Source organism: Oleiphilus sp. HI0128 (assembly GCF_001635365.1).
The window spans coordinates 1-14,005 of record NZ_LWGG01000745.1 but is presented as its reverse complement, the minus strand read 5'-3'; the positions used below and the strand labels follow the sequence as shown (position 1 = coordinate 14,005).

Annotated in this window: 14 protein-coding genes and 1 riboswitch; all 14 genes read right to left on the bottom strand. The window is 45.1% G+C overall.

From position 1 onward, the window contains the following. Positions 1–123 precede the first annotated feature (123 nt). A complete protein-coding gene (locus A3763_RS09785; protein WP_068553736.1) occupies positions 124–1,257 on the bottom strand; it encodes a cobalt-precorrin-5B (C(1))-methyltransferase in 1,134 nt (377 codons plus the stop codon). A gap of 5 nt (positions 1,258–1,262) precedes the next feature. Continuing rightward, entirely contained in the window at positions 1,263–2,672 is a 1,410-nt protein-coding gene (locus A3763_RS09780) for a cobyrinate a,c-diamide synthase (protein ID WP_068509163.1), read from the bottom strand. Further along, positions 2,672–3,259: a cob(I)yrinic acid a,c-diamide adenosyltransferase gene (gene cobO, locus A3763_RS09775; RefSeq protein WP_068509165.1), complete on the bottom strand. Its 588-nt coding sequence runs from the start codon at positions 3,257–3,259 to the stop codon at positions 2,672–2,674. Before cobO ends, A3763_RS09780 begins: the two co-directional genes overlap by 1 nt. Continuing rightward, the gene (locus A3763_RS09770) at positions 3,256–5,127 is read right to left on the bottom strand and encodes an AAA family ATPase (RefSeq protein WP_231872159.1); all 1,872 of its coding nucleotides are present in this window, start codon (positions 5,125–5,127) and stop codon (positions 3,256–3,258) included. Before A3763_RS09770 ends, cobO begins: the two co-directional genes overlap by 4 nt. Further along, on the bottom strand, positions 5,127–5,807 hold the full coding sequence (locus tag A3763_RS09765) for an energy-coupling factor ABC transporter ATP-binding protein (protein WP_068509167.1): 681 nt from the start codon (positions 5,805–5,807) through the stop codon (positions 5,127–5,129). Before A3763_RS09765 ends, A3763_RS09770 begins: the two co-directional genes overlap by 1 nt. Before the next feature lie 7 nt (positions 5,808–5,814). After that, the gene (gene cbiQ, locus A3763_RS09760) at positions 5,815–6,609 is read right to left on the bottom strand and encodes a cobalt ECF transporter T component CbiQ (RefSeq protein WP_068509169.1); all 795 of its coding nucleotides are present in this window, start codon (positions 6,607–6,609) and stop codon (positions 5,815–5,817) included. Position 6,610: 1 nt separating this feature from the next. Further along, positions 6,611–7,192 (bottom strand): hypothetical protein, encoded by a 582-nt coding sequence (locus tag A3763_RS09755; protein WP_082865028.1) that lies wholly within the window; start codon positions 7,190–7,192, stop codon positions 6,611–6,613. Then, positions 7,182–7,802, bottom strand: a complete 621-nt coding sequence (gene cbiM, locus A3763_RS09750) for a cobalt transporter CbiM (protein WP_068510544.1) — start codon at positions 7,800–7,802, stop codon at positions 7,182–7,184. The genes A3763_RS09755 and cbiM overlap by 11 nt, the downstream gene beginning before the upstream one ends. Before the next feature lie 11 nt (positions 7,803–7,813). Beyond that, positions 7,814–8,638: a DUF4198 domain-containing protein gene (locus A3763_RS09745; protein WP_231872158.1), complete on the bottom strand. Its 825-nt coding sequence runs from the start codon at positions 8,636–8,638 to the stop codon at positions 7,814–7,816. A gap of 99 nt (positions 8,639–8,737) precedes the next feature. Continuing rightward, positions 8,738–8,985: riboswitch (cobalamin riboswitch) on the bottom strand. Positions 8,986–9,892: 907 nt separating this feature from the next. Further along, positions 9,893–11,116 (bottom strand): tyrosine-type recombinase/integrase, encoded by a 1,224-nt coding sequence (locus A3763_RS09740; protein ID WP_068510546.1) that lies wholly within the window; start codon positions 11,114–11,116, stop codon positions 9,893–9,895. A gap of 98 nt (positions 11,117–11,214) precedes the next feature. Next, the gene (locus A3763_RS09735; protein WP_068510548.1) at positions 11,215–11,631 is read right to left on the bottom strand and encodes a type II toxin-antitoxin system HigA family antitoxin; all 417 of its coding nucleotides are present in this window, start codon (positions 11,629–11,631) and stop codon (positions 11,215–11,217) included. After that, positions 11,628–11,942 carry a type II toxin-antitoxin system HigB family toxin gene (locus tag A3763_RS09730; RefSeq protein ID WP_068510549.1) on the bottom strand — a complete coding sequence of 105 codons (315 nt, stop codon included), beginning with the start codon at positions 11,940–11,942 and terminating at the stop codon, positions 11,628–11,630. Before A3763_RS09730 ends, A3763_RS09735 begins: the two co-directional genes overlap by 4 nt. A 356-nt stretch (positions 11,943–12,298) precedes the next feature. After that, a protein-coding gene (locus tag A3763_RS09725) for an IS3 family transposase (protein ID WP_156495034.1) occupies positions 12,299–13,446 on the bottom strand; the annotation gives its coding sequence in 2 pieces (ribosomal slippage) (positions 12,299–13,203 and positions 13,203–13,446; 1,149 coding nt in all). Between the two features lie 60 nt (positions 13,447–13,506). Beyond that, positions 13,507–13,824 (bottom strand): hypothetical protein, encoded by a 318-nt coding sequence (locus A3763_RS09715; protein ID WP_068510553.1) that lies wholly within the window; start codon positions 13,822–13,824, stop codon positions 13,507–13,509. Between the last annotated feature and the right edge of the window lie 181 nt (positions 13,825–14,005).

The window sequence follows — 14,005 nt, the reverse complement described above, 5'->3', positions numbered from 1 at the left end:
GTTGTCGAACCAAGCCTGCCACGCTATAAATAAGCGAATGATCGTTAGTATTAAACAAACCCTTTTCATAGGCGCGCTTCGTAAAAACTCGCGCATCTGCCGTTCCGCCCAGCAAGAGTATCTTCATGGGCTTTCCTCAGAGGCAAAACCAATAAATTGGCCTTGTCGATCAACAGAATACACCTCCAAGGTGACTGTATTATCAGGCAGTGTTCTCAATACGCGACGCGCTTCGTTAAGTGCTGCTTTACATAATTCATCGCCAATCAGTATCCCGGCATCGCGACAAATCTGAAATACCTGCATACTTGTATTCGCTTCTTGGATTTTATCGAGCACGCTTTGGTCTGCCTTCTGCGCTTTCGCGATTCGAGCAAGCTGCTCAAAATCAATGGACGAAGAACGGCTATTTAAATCCATGTGGCCATTTGCCAGCTTGCTTATTTTTCCGAACCCACCACAAATAGAGACTTTTTTGATGGGCGATGTTGAGGTGGGTACTTTTCGCAAGTGCTTTAGCAGCGCACCCACAAAATCACCCATTTCAATCAACCCCATATCGTTGAGTTCATATCGCGTCTTAATCGCTTCTTCGCTGGTGCTGCCTGTGGTAGCCGCAATGTGCGTGATACCATTTGCAGCCGCTACATCTACACCTTGATGGATAGATGCAATATAGGCGGCGCAAGAATACGGCCTAACTATTCCGGTGGTTCCCAAAATAGATAAACCACCCATAATACCGAGCCTCGGGTTCATGGTTTTAAGTGCGATTTCTTCACCGTTTTCAACGCCGACAGCAACCTTAAAACCACCAGAATATTGGTATACCTTGGCCGCATTCAATAAATGTGACTGCATCATTTCTCGCGGTACGGGATTGATCGCAGGTTCGCCGACCTTAAGCACCAAACCTTCTCGTGTAACCGTTCCCACGCCTTGCGCTGAGATAAATTGCACGCCTTGTTTTTCCTCTAAGTACAGCTCTACAAATACCAGCGCCCCATGAGTCGCGTCAGGGTCATCTCCTGCATCTTTAATGGTAGCGGTGCGTACACTCTTTTCAGGTTCAAGTGACTCGTACCCTTCGATTTTCAAAGAGACGACTTTACCTTTCGGCAAAGTGATCTCAACCTCATCGGGATGTTTGTTCGCCAATAAGGCTTGGGCAGCAGCAACACAGCACGCCGTCGCGCAAGAGCCGGTTGTTAAGCCGCTGCGCAAAGGTTTTGCTTGTTCACTGCTCTCTGGCCACATAGTGCTTACCTAGCCTGCTCATTATTGCTGAGCATATTGTAACTAAGCGCATTTTCAGTGCGGTTAACAGCTTCTGTTGTAGCCGAAAATGTCGTCACGCCCAAAAACAACGCTGCGATGGCTTCTGCATTAGAAGGGAAAAATAAGTGTAGATACGTAGCCGTCAAACTACCCTCGCGATAGATTGCTTCACCCGGCGCCGAATGCCTTTGTCTTTTACCGTAGCCAATAGGTTCTGGCGTATTTGCACTTCGAGAACGATGATGCGCATGCGCTCTTACATCACCTTCAGGCAAAGCGGCGGTCTGCATCCCCTGGCAACCGCGCTTTCCGCGCATGGCCCCATCGCCCGCCATTAATCCCGCCATAGAATAGCGCGCGTCTTCAAGATCAGTCAGCGATTCTAGGCAATATAAAAAACCACCGCACTCAGCCAGTACCGGTTTATTAGCACGATGGAATACTTGAACGGACTCGCACATGCTACGGTTTTGACTCAGTTTTTGCGCATAGAGCTCCGGATATCCACCAGGCAACCAAAGTGCATCTGCCACGGGCACTTGTTGATCAGACATGGGAGAAAAGAATTCGTAACTTGCACCCAATGTCTCTAACAACCGCAAATTGGCGTCATAAATAAAACTAAATGCTGCATCCTTAGCAATCGCAATGTGTTTTCCTTCAAGCAAACGACTTGGACGCGCTAATGAAGTGGATTTGAAATCGACCGGCTCAGGCAACTGAGTAATCGCCTGCTCACCAATCCACGAGACGCCTTTTTCAAAACGTACTTCAAGCTCTTCACGCACTTCATCTGCTTGCACCAAACCAAGGTGCCGTTCTGGTAAGGTAACTTCTTCGTCTCTCGCTAGCGTTGCCAATAAAGGGATATCTGAAGGAAGCGCATCTCTTATCAACTCTTCGTGCCGCGCTGTACTGCAATGGTTCGCGATAATGCCAGCCACATGAATGTCTGAACGATAGCGCGCTAAACCCGTAGCGATGGCACCCGCCGTTTGTGCCATGCCTTTCACGTTCAACACGATAACCACCGGTATATTGAAACGCGCAGCTAGATCAGCACTTGATGGCTCGCCATCAAACATGCCCATTGCGCCTTCGATAATAATGAGATCTGAAACCTCGGCCGCCTCATACAGTTTTTGCTGGCAATAAGCTTCACCTGCCATCCACATGTCTAGCGGCTCAACATCCTTACCAGAAGCTTGCGCCAGAATTTGAGGGTCTAGGTAATCAGGGCCGGTCTTAAATACCCGTACGTTTTTGCCTTTGTTTCGATACGACCGCGCAATCGCAGCCGTTACTGTTGTCTTTCCTTCACCAGAGCTTGGCGCGACAATGAACATAGCTGGGCATGAAGCCGTAGGGAGTTTAGAAGGCGATTGAACACTCATTAGAACTCGATCCCGGCTTGCGCTTTTACACCAAGACGAAAGGCATGACGCTCATCCTGAATATGGCTGATCGTATCGGCGATGTCTTCCAAGGCTTCGGGCATCTTTCGCCCCGTAATCATGACATGCTGATGTTTAGGTCTATTTTTTAGAGCTTCTAGAACCGGTTCCAATTCAAGGTATTTGTATTTAAACATGTAGCTCATTTCGTCAAAAATCAGAATATCGTACTGGGGGTCGGTTAGCAGCGATTTAGCGAGCTCCCACGCGTTCTGAGCGGCAGCTATATCTTGGTCTTTGTCTTGGGTTTCCCAGGTGAAGCCATGCCCCATTACATGCCAATCGATACGTTCATGGTCGCGGAATAGTTTGAATTCACCGGTTTCTTTTCGGCCCTTAATAAACTGAACGACCGCGGCTTTCTGACCATGCCCTACGGCTCTGGCCATCGTGCCAAAGGCGGAGCTACTTTTGCCTTTGCCATTTCCTTTCAACAAAATCAGAACGCCACGCTCTTCAGTTGCCTTGGCAATCTTTTTATCGATAATGGCCTTTTTGTGCGCCATGCGCTCTTGATGCGACTTCATGCCAAGCTACCTTTTCCTGTTGAGTTACTTAAAAGATCATCCTTTAAGGAGATATAGATTGCGCCCAAATTGCGCGCAAACTCTCTTCCACGACCACGGGGTATTGTCGCTTGCTCAGTATCCACCCATACACAGTCACCGGGTAGCCTAATTTGGCTGAGCGTTTCTCGGCTCCGACCATCAGACACTATATACGTCCGTATGTTTAGCCCTGGAAATTTCTGACTCATCGCTTCGCAATACCGAGCCGCTTCATTAACGCCTTCTATGATTGGTGTTCCACCGCCCGCTCGGAGCCCCTGCAACCAGTTCTCGATCTGTTTGGGCGCTCTCACTTTCGCCATGAGCGACAGTACTTGATTGTTACCAAAACCAAACACCGCAAGTTGCTCTCTGTTTAAGTAAGCCTCATTGGCGATCGCAGCAACAACACCTTTTGCACGTGCAAAAACGTCACCTTGTAAAGTAGAGCCCGAGGTATCAAACAAAACAACATGTAAGACTGACTGACCCAATTTTTGTTTCCGCATCTTGAGCTTATTAGGCGGCCACTCGCCAAAACTACTTAGCAGTGTGCCGAACCAATCAGGAAGTCGCCCGTCTTTGTTCGATGTTTGCCGGCCTATGGTAGAGCGCCCTTTTTGATTGGCAAACATCGAGTCTAACAATGCAGAGGGTTGGCTTATCGCACGCGCGTTTGATTTTGTGGGGATGGCATTCTCCGGTGATACAATACCGTTCATGCATTTTGGGTCCATACTCCCCCAATCACTGTCGGTACTATTTTGTTCGCCGGTATCGGCATCGCCCTTTGCGTCATTCTGGTTTGGTTGTCTATGTGAATCATCGGGTCGCTTAAATCCGGTTTCTGGAGAATCGTTGCCGGAGTTAGGATTACCGCTTCCGGAATCACCTTGAGCTGGTGGTGGCGCGTCGTGCCTACGGCGGTGGTGCAAAACCAGCTCTGAAACCGCATCAAGATCATCCAAGATGACCTCTTTTCGACCTTGCCAAGCGGCGTGCGCGCGAGCTGTTCGATACCAAACGATATCTGCTCTTAGTCCATCTACCAACGCATCTTCACAACGTTGTGCAATTTCAATTCGAATGGAGTCAGAGCATGCCACACCCTCTAAACGCTTTCTTGCTGAAACTACCTTAGCGATCAGTGCTTCTTGCTTTTCTTCATAGGCAAGAGTAAATGCTTCTGGATCGGCATCAAATGCTTCGCGCGTTTTAACGATGGCAACACGCTCTTCTACCGAGTAGCGGTTAGCTAAATCGACTGCCAAACCGAAACGGTCGTGTAACTGGGGGCGCAATTCTCCTTCATCAGGATTCATCGTGCCGATTAATAGAAACTCCGCCTTGTGTTGATGGCTGATGCCATCGCGCTCTATGTAATTGACACCACTTGCGGCGACATCCAAAAGCAGATCTACAAGATTGTCAGGCAATAGATTAACTTCATCGACGTATAGAACGCCGCCGTTGGCTTTACTTAGTAAGCCAGGTTGGAAATCTAAGGACTTGTCACTCAGCACTTTTTCCAAGTTCAGTGTACCGACCAACATCTCTTCACTCGTCCCTAAAGGCAAAGTAACAAAGGATGGTGAGTCACTGCCTAAGCGCGCATCGTCGTAAGGCAATAGACTAGCCAAAGCCCTAGCAAGGGTGGATTTTGCTGACCCTCTTGGGCCAGTGATAACGACACCGCCGATGGACGGATTGATAGCCACGAGAATAAGCGCAAGCTTGAATGAGTCTTGGCCGACCACTGCACTAAAAGGCATGTCTAATCTATCTGAATGATGCGCATAGTTCATAAAAGAGTCTCTCAAGTTTTCTTGGGCGGAAGTAAAAGCCATTAAGCAATCTCAGTTTCCGACCAAGCTTCTATTTCAATCATTCGCGCAGACTCTAAACGAATATGTCGCGTCGCGATTTTAGAAACAAACTCTTCATCATGTGAGATAACAAGCATTGCTTGCGGCAAGGACATCAAGACGTCGAGCAAGCGTTGTCTAGCTTCGTTGTCGAGCGCGTTTGTCGGTTCATCTAACAACAACACTTCTGGCTCCATGGCCAGTACCGATGCCAATGCGACCAAGCGTTTTTCGCCCCCCGAAAGCTGATGCGCAACTCGCTTCTCAAATCCTGCCATGCCAAGCGACCTAAGTGTTTGCTTGGCCTTTTCGAAGGCCCGCTCTCTGGTTTTTCCTAGATTTAGCGGGCCAAATGCCACGTCCTCTAATACAGTGGGGCAAAATAGTTGATCATCGGGGTCTTGAAATAGAAAGCCCGCCTTCGCGCGTACTTCAACAAATTCAGACTCTTGCTTTCTAAACTTGCCAAAAGCAAATACATCACCCGACTTTGCTTTTTTTAGCCCTACCAGTAAATGTAGAAACGTCGTTTTGCCCGCTCCATTCGGCCCCGTGAGCGCAACCCGATCACCCGAGTAGAGAGAGAAATCGACATGAGATAATACTTCCCCTCTTCGTGGGTAGCGGTAGCTTAAGCCTCGTGTTTCAATTAGCGCTTCCATAAAAGCCTCAAAGCAGGTTGATAAGAATTAGAGAAATCAAGAACGGAACGCAAACGATGATCAAGCAGTAATCGCGTGCGACTAACTTATCATCATCCAACAAATAGAAGCGGCCGTTGTAACCACGACACTTCATTGCCTCCATGATTCGCTCTGAACGTTCAAGTGCATGGATTAAAAGCATTCCCACTAAATAGCCAATTGAGCGCCATGTGTGCGTATCCATTCGCAGTACAAATGCCCGCGCCTGCATCGCACGTTTCATGCGTTTGTATTCCTGACCAATCACGTCGAGATAACGTACCGTAAACAGAAGCAAATGAACGAGCTTATCGGGTATACGTAACCGTGCTAAAGCATGCCCGAACGTTGTCGCATTCATGGTGCCCACAACAGCAAGTAAAGACAGAACAACGGTATTCGCTTTAACGGCAATCAATACCGCGTGGACCAATCCATTCTTACTCGCCGTCAACTCCGATATTTCGAAAAGCACATCATCTTCCCCAGAGACAGGCGTCGTAAATGGCAGCATAACAATCAGAAATATCATGAACATATCCATCGCCAGGACGCGTCTAAACGTGCGCTTGAGATTTAACTTCGCCAAGAAAACAAGAGCACACGCGATACCCAATTCGACGAGCACAACATTGAGTTCTTTCGACAACACAACAATGCAGGAAAAAACAGCCACCCAAATAATTCGGACTCGAGGATCGAACGAGTCGATCACCGAATCTTCATGCTTCAGCCTCTGCCCTTTCCACGAAGTGCCGCTGTGTTCGAGATTCTGTGGCACCTTAACTCGCCTTATTCTTTGTAGATTGATTTCGCTGCGTTAGCCAAATACCGATACCGCATAAGCCAAAGATGTAACCAATGCCACCCAAAGCATCCCGAAATGATGCTTTCTCTTTGTAGGCATTCAACTCTTTGCGCAAGGGCTTAATTTGTTTTGCGACAGCCTTTTCGATCAATGCTTGTAAGTCATTACCCACCAACATCTGTCCTCGAAGGTTTGTTTCCAGAGCGTCGGCAGATTCCACTGCCATAATCTCGCCTAAGGTATCCGATAAGTCTTCAGCGTTTAAAACTGTTTCAAACACGTGGCCTGCCCCTAGGTTCGCGTAAATATGATGATCAATCCGCTTCGTCGCTTCGAATGTAAAGAAGCCCTCCTCATCCGTTTCGACCAAAACAATTTCTTGACCCTGGAGATCACGAACCATTACCTTAGAGCCTAGTGGTGCCATCTCTCCATTGGAAAAACCTATTTCGCCCTCAACATCAACACCAATGGTATAAACGCCGCCCAGTACGTTATGCGCGACACTCTGCGAACTGACGAAAACAAGGAAGAGCAAACAAAGATTACGTATCATCCCAATCCTCCGATATACGCAGGAGCTCAGGTTTAACTTGTCGAATCAGCAAGACAGCCGCGCCGGTAACAAAACCTTCTAGGATCATAATCGGTATATGCGCCAATACGGTCGCTTGAGCCGCGAGCACAAACGCCTCTCCAGATAATGCCAGGGAGCCCGCAACTAACAATGTAGTTAGTAGAATCGCACCGGCGCCACCAATCGCGCCCCATATCGCAGCTAAATTTGTGTTCGGAGCAGAGATCCCTCTATGACATACGTAGTACATCAGCACAGCCGGTAGTGCGATATTAAATGTATTGACACCGAGGACAACGAAGCCGCCAAAGCCAAAGAAAACAGCTTGCAACAGCAAGGCAACAAGCAACGCGGGAAAAGCCGCCCAGCCAAGTGCCAGGCCAATCAAGCCGTTTAAAATAAGATGAACACTAGAAAAACCAAGTGGGAGATGGATATATGAGGCAACGAAAAACGCAGCCGATAGTACGCCGACTTGAGGTAAGTGGTCGTAATCGAGCTTCTTTAACCCGATCGCCACCCCCACTACACTAAGTACAACACCAGCTGCTAGAACCGGCGCCGCAAGCGCACCATCAACTATATGCACGTTGGCACCCTCTACTTAAGTTCATGGGCTTGCACCCAAATGACAGCGTCTTGAGACAGCTCTTTACCTTTAAATTTCTTTTGTGGCCCTACGCCCAGCGCAGCAAAACCCCATTGACCCGCCTTCGGTATCGCAAACGTGAATGTTCCGCTAGCATCGGCATAAATTGTCATCGTAATAAATGCTTCTGCAGGAACTTGAATCGTGGGATCACTAGAGAACGCATTCTTTGACATTTCAGGTAAATAGTTGATGTATTCAACTTCGATTTCCGCAAAAGGTACGGGCTTTCCGTGACTTCGCACAATGCCAGTGAAGCTTCCGCCCTCATAGATCGCGTAGGGTTTCGTAAGGGGCACGATTTCAGCTGGCAAGTTTAAGTCACTTTCCCAATCGCTTGGCAGGCTGCCTACATTGATAATGGTTTTTGCGAACTGTTGGATAAAAACATCTTCGCTTTTCTCCAAATATGGCGCCATTTCGAAGACAAAGATATTATCGCCTAAGCCTTTCAGCTTAACTGAAGACTCGTAAGAAATGCCCGTATTCTCGGCACTGGCCCAGTTACTTTCTACCAGCTTTGTGCTCAGATCTTTCTTCTTGCCTTTTTTGATGTGATAGAACGCAAGCGGCTTATCAACAGCCATCACATAACCATTGGCTGCTGGGTGGGTAAAGGGCATTCTCAATTCCACTATGCCGCCTTTGCTTCTTAATAGGTCAGGGGTATAGATCATTTGAAAATGTGCATTCGCAGTCGATGCAATCGTTAGCCATAAGCTAATTGCAACAACCCATTTGGTTAATAAGAGTAATGACTTACTATGAATTTTCAATAACTTGCTCCGCCTAGAAATAAGTATCAGCCGGAGTCGAGAAGGGAAAAAGTAATAGGATCGGAAGACATTATTACCTGATGAAGCCCTCCGCAACACCTGTATAACAGATCATCAGGTTGGTATCCGGACTCATCAGCTAGGCGCTAAACGCACCTAATCACTTCACCTTCCCACAAGTTTTAAAAGGAGCAAAACCTTTTAATTCACCTGCAGTGGTATACGAAGCGATATAACCAATTTACCGTTGCGGGGGCAGTGTCGGGTTCATAGTTAAACTCACCGACTTCCCAAATTGAAAAACAGTTCAAAGAACGATGTTTTTCACTCATGTCGTTAAACATGACCTAAGATCAAGCGCGAACTGTACTCATTAAGAATTGGTCTGTCAATTGAAAACCTTGTCTTGAAGTGAAGATGTCTAGTTTCGGGACTCCTTAAAATTTAGTGCTTTTCAGTCAGGTTTGACATAAGTGCCAATACCTCAAACTGATACAAACTACTCACTAATTCGCTTTAGAGGTGTGCTTTGTAACATTTCCGGAGCAGACAAAAGGTAGAGCTTTGTGCTCAAAGCCTGCATTCAGTCAGAGCTGAAGTCGGCTGTTTTATCCTCATTTGAAAAATGTCCTCTGAACGTCTTACTTAGGGACAAAGTGCTAGTTTGAAAATTTCTGCTTCCTCATCATTGCAGGCGCAGACGATTACTATACGAAACGCTGCTTTTTGAAGAAAGGAAAAGAAATTCCCTACCCTGACTTTTGTCTAAATAGTCTATTAAACACAACGGATGAATACTTAAGATTCACAAAATTCAGTCAACCCCTTGCCCGATATATAAAAGTCATTTACAAACAATGTCAACCAAATCTAAAGGACTGGTTTTCCAATAAAAGGTGATGTAGGCATTTAAGAATAATAAAGATTGGCTATGTCAACGAAGATAATATCCTTTCCCTCTTGTGATTCTTAGTAATTAAATTGACTTTATAACGACTAACAAAACGAGGATGAATTAATGTCGCCCAAATTAGTATTTTAGTTGAATTTAAGTGAAACAAATCAAACTGAAGGTAGTTTCGATAAAAGTTTAGTACTTTAGTTGGAGGTATTCATCTAAGTGATTGAATCTTGATTCATGGAGTTTAGTAATTTAGTTGAACGTGCAACTTGTTTTCGGGTGAAATGACCGGCAAATACAGACTAACCGATTGGTTTTATTAAGCTTTAGGCTTCAGAATTTTGGTTCCAAAATCAAACTTCTCGAGATTTTCCGCTCTCAGCGCGTTTTTTGGCGCTTGTTTGAACATAGACCGTGTCAGTGGTAGCCATACTTGAATGCCCCAGGTCTTCCGAAACATCCTTAAGGGCGCGGCCTCGTTCAATCTCCATGCTTGCGCCTGTATGACGCAGCCAGTGAGGTGAAACATCTTTGAAAATTTGCGCTGCTTTCTCTCCTGATCGAGACCTCATAGTCTCGTAGGTTTTATCGAGCACCTGATGGACAAGACGCGCTAGTTGTCTACCACTCATACCTCCAGCCCCACGAATTTTCTCCACAATTGGTTGCTTGTCCTGTCTACCAGGCAATGCAGGCAAGCCACGCCATAGCCGATAACGTTCTAAATAAGGCAGGAAGCTATCTGGGACAGAAATGTCGCGAATTTTCTTTCCTTTACCGTATATCTTGAGCCACCAGTTTTTCTTATCGTCTTGCCAAAAGTGGCTCATAACAGGTATCCAGTCGTCACGCTCAGCTAATTCAGAAATTCTCAAAAACATTGTTTTCATTGCAGCCAATAAAAAAATATTCCGCTCAAAGAGTGAGTCTTCGTCAGCCATTTTTTCAGCCGTAATTAGTAGTAAATCCCATTGTGCCTGGTCTAGCCGCTTTGTTTCTTTTACCTGTGCATCCTTAACTAATCGCTTACAGTCTTTTTTTGCAAGACCTGCCGGATTTCCTAATGCTATTTCGCTCTCCATTAAGTGTGTGTAGAAACCGCTTATAGCAGAAAACATGGCAAGTATAGATTGCTGTGAAGGCCTGTATTTCTTTTTATCAGCATCACTACCTTCGGCTATATATCTAAAAGGCCTCCAGCTTTTATTAAATTCGTACAGACCAGCAGACGGTACAAATTTATCCACATTGGCTAGACCTATCCAAGTTTGCGGTGGCTTAAAGAAGAACTCTGAATAATCAAGTAAGTCATTCTTTCTAAAATCGACAGCAGGCTTTTCTGCCACCAAAAAACTCCACAGCAAAAATTTTTCTATGTCAGAACGGAATCTAATGTAAGTATGCTCAGATTTGTTTCTGCCAAGGAAAATCAAATACTCTCGCGCCCAATCCCAGTGTTCACGGCACCACTTAGGGTTGTCGTTGAAAAACTGATCTAGCTGTGGGTAATCACGCCAGTCAAAGTCTTTAAGCTCGTTGTATGCTGGGAATAAAGGGATTGATCTTGGAGTTGCCATAGGACTTAACGCTTTATGAGTAAAGACTAGATTAACTCATACACTATGTCCAATAATAGATCTTATTGGACACTTTAAAGATTAACTGTACAGCCTGGTCAGAAAAATAACGACGGACTGATTTCGAAACGTCTTGAAAGTTTTTCAATATGCTCTTTAGTAAGTGACCTCTTCTCGCTACATATCATAGATACTGAACTTTTCGGGCCAATCTCATTTTTAAAATCTGACATAGTTAAGTTATGCTGATCCATCAGCAATCGCAACATGGATGCGCCTGCATCTTTAGACTCGATACTAGTGTTAAAATCATGAAACTCAGGGGCTTCTTCTTCATACGCATGAATTTTTGCCCACAAGACATCAATAAGAAGCAAGTTTGCATCATAGTCCTCAATAAGTTCATCCATAAGCAAAAGTGCCTCTTGATGATCTTCCTGTGAATGTATACCAGCGATAAATGGCATCTCACTCTGTAATTCATGCGCAAGCTGTGTAATGTGTTGTATGTTCATTTCAGCTCCTTTCTTCTATAACGGTTTGTGAGCCGATCATACTCTTTATGGTCGACAATGTATTTTACGTAAACACGTTGATGGCGGAACTCAATGAATGCGATAAGTCTTAGGTTATTACCGCCTAAATCAACTACCCACCATTTATCTTTGTACTTAAAGTTATCTAGCGACGGCACTGCCTTTTTTAGTACGTGATGATCTTTAAACTTCCCACTCTTAAGTAGTCGATAAAAATCTTCTATCGCATTGGCATCGTTTGGGTATTTCTTGATAGCTTCAACGAATATACCTCTGGCAATAACATGCATAAAACTTCCATTAGTTCGCAATATGTGAACAGTGTAAGGCATATGGCTCTTGTTCGCAATATGTGAACCGGGGCCATTAATATTTTGTGTCTGCGCCCTACTCTTTTGGAAAACTAGAACATTGGCCTTGCGGGTAAACCGTTCATAGGATCCAAGAAAATTTTTCTCGATATCTTACATTACCTAAAAGAGGAAAACCGACATAACGCGAGCATCGCTTTCCATGCCTATTTGCCTGGCTTTTCTTATATTACAAAAGACCCGAAAGCCGACATAACACTTTGCTAAGTTGGCTGATCATTCTTTATTCGATATCCTTGTGTCATCAACACAAGGATTGAATCGACCAGCTTTAACTAAACACTTTTCTGTTTGAATTCTTCTAACTTTTCATAAGCCAGTGGAGGCATATTATTAGCTTCCCCATGCTTACGTCTAGAGTTATAAAACATTTCAATGTAATCAAAAATATCTGCTCGTGCGTGCTCTCTTGTTGAGTAGATTTTCCTCTTTACTCTCTCACGCTTGAGAAGCTGAAAGAAGCTCTCCGCTACTGCGTTATCATGGCAATTTCCTCGCCGACTCATACTCGCTTTAAGGTTGTGAGCGCTTAGAAAGTCATTCCATTCGTAACCCGTAAACTGACTGCCTTGATCAGAGTGTATTAACACCTGGTTCCGCGGCTTTCTTCGCCACACTGCTGCAAGAAGAGCTTGAGTAACAAGCTCGGATTCCATTCTTGAGCTCATAGACCAACCAACTACGGCACGAGAATATAAGTCCAGTACCACAGCAAGATAGAGCCAACCTTCGTGAGTTCTGATATAAGTAATATCAGTCACCAAAGTTTGGTTTGGCATGGCTACAGAAAACTGGCGATCTAATACGTTGCTTGCGACGATTGCGGGTTTGCCGCCATAGTGGCCTCTATGCCTTCTGTAACCTACTTGAGCCCTGATTCCTTCCTGCTTCATCAATCGTGCAACGCGATGTTTGCAGCAGGTTTCACCTAAGTCACGCAGATCGCTCGTTACTTTCCGGTAGCCGTAAACACAACCACTTTCCAACCAAGAATGCTTGATAAGCCCTGTCAGTCGTTCATCTTCAATCTGGCGCTTTGACTTGGGCTGATTCAGCCAAGCATAAAAGCCACTCCGCTGAATAGAAAGCGTCTCACACATCAATTTGGCAGGGTAATTGTTGAGCCTTTTTTTTACGAACGCGTATTTTTCTTTGACTCGCCCGCGAAAAATACGGTTGCTTCCTTTAGGATGTCGCGTTCCATCGTGACACGCTTAAGCTCTTTTTCTAGCTGCTTAATTTTGTTTTCGTGGTCGAGTTGTTTTTTGTGTTCATCACTATCTGGACCATGCACTTTCATCCAGTTGTAGAGCGAACTGGCAGTTATACCAAGCCGTACAGAAACGCTAGAAACTGAATGGCCATGTTCGGTAACTTGCTTAACTGCTTGGATCTTAAATTCTTCGGTAAATCGCTGAGACATACTTTCTCCTTAATACACATAATTATAAAGCAATTAAGCGTCTAAAGAAGGCTGGTCGATTCAGATTGCTAATAAGCATAATACGATTGAACCTATTACCAAGTTTTGAATATGCCTTGTTTTGTGATTAAAACTATCGATGGCTTCGCTTATTTTCGAATCTGTCTCTTTACTAGTGACATCAATATCTTTGTTACTAGCAACTTTAAAAGCAAATAAAACAACTATAAAAAAGAACAATACTGGGAAGAAAATGCTTTTGAAAGATGGCTCAATATTAGCCCAATCAATTTGAAAAGCTGCGTATGCGAATACTGCGATACCAGACACAATAATGATTACGGCCGCCAATCTATTATTTACTTCCTTGTTCAGCAAAATTCAGATTACCTTTTACGTATAGACATAATGACTCCCCACGTCCCAAAAGAGTGCTGACCTCCTATCGTGGGTTAGCAAAGCCAGAGCCATAATATATGTGTCATACCATATAAGCGGAGGCCAGCACCATGAAAAACAATACCATAATTTTTGTCGGATTGGACACCCATAAGGAGTT

Coding starts and splice junctions, on each gene's coding strand:
- A3763_RS09765 (WP_068509167.1), bottom strand. CDS start 5,807: ATGGAAGCGCTAATTGAAACACGAGGCTTAAGCTACCGCTACCCACGA.
- A3763_RS09785 (WP_068553736.1), bottom strand. CDS start 1,257: ATGTGGCCAGAGAGCAGTGAACAAGCAAAACCTTTGCGCAGCGGCTTA.
- A3763_RS09780 (WP_068509163.1), bottom strand. CDS start 2,672: ATGAGTGTTCAATCGCCTTCTAAACTCCCTACGGCTTCATGCCCAGCT.
- A3763_RS09770 (WP_231872159.1), bottom strand. CDS start 5,127: ATGGCTTTTACTTCCGCCCAAGAAAACTTGAGAGACTCTTTTATGAAC.
- cobO (WP_068509165.1), bottom strand. CDS start 3,259: ATGAAGTCGCATCAAGAGCGCATGGCGCACAAAAAGGCCATTATCGAT.
- A3763_RS09740 (WP_068510546.1), bottom strand. CDS start 11,116: ATGGCAACTCCAAGATCAATCCCTTTATTCCCAGCATACAACGAGCTT.
- A3763_RS09755 (WP_082865028.1), bottom strand. CDS start 7,192: ATGATACGTAATCTTTGTTTGCTCTTCCTTGTTTTCGTCAGTTCGCAG.
- A3763_RS09730 (WP_068510549.1), bottom strand. CDS start 11,942: ATGCATGTTATTGCCAGAGGTATATTCGTTGAAGCTATCAAGAAATAC.
- A3763_RS09735 (WP_068510548.1), bottom strand. CDS start 11,631: ATGAACATACAACACATTACACAGCTTGCGCATGAATTACAGAGTGAG.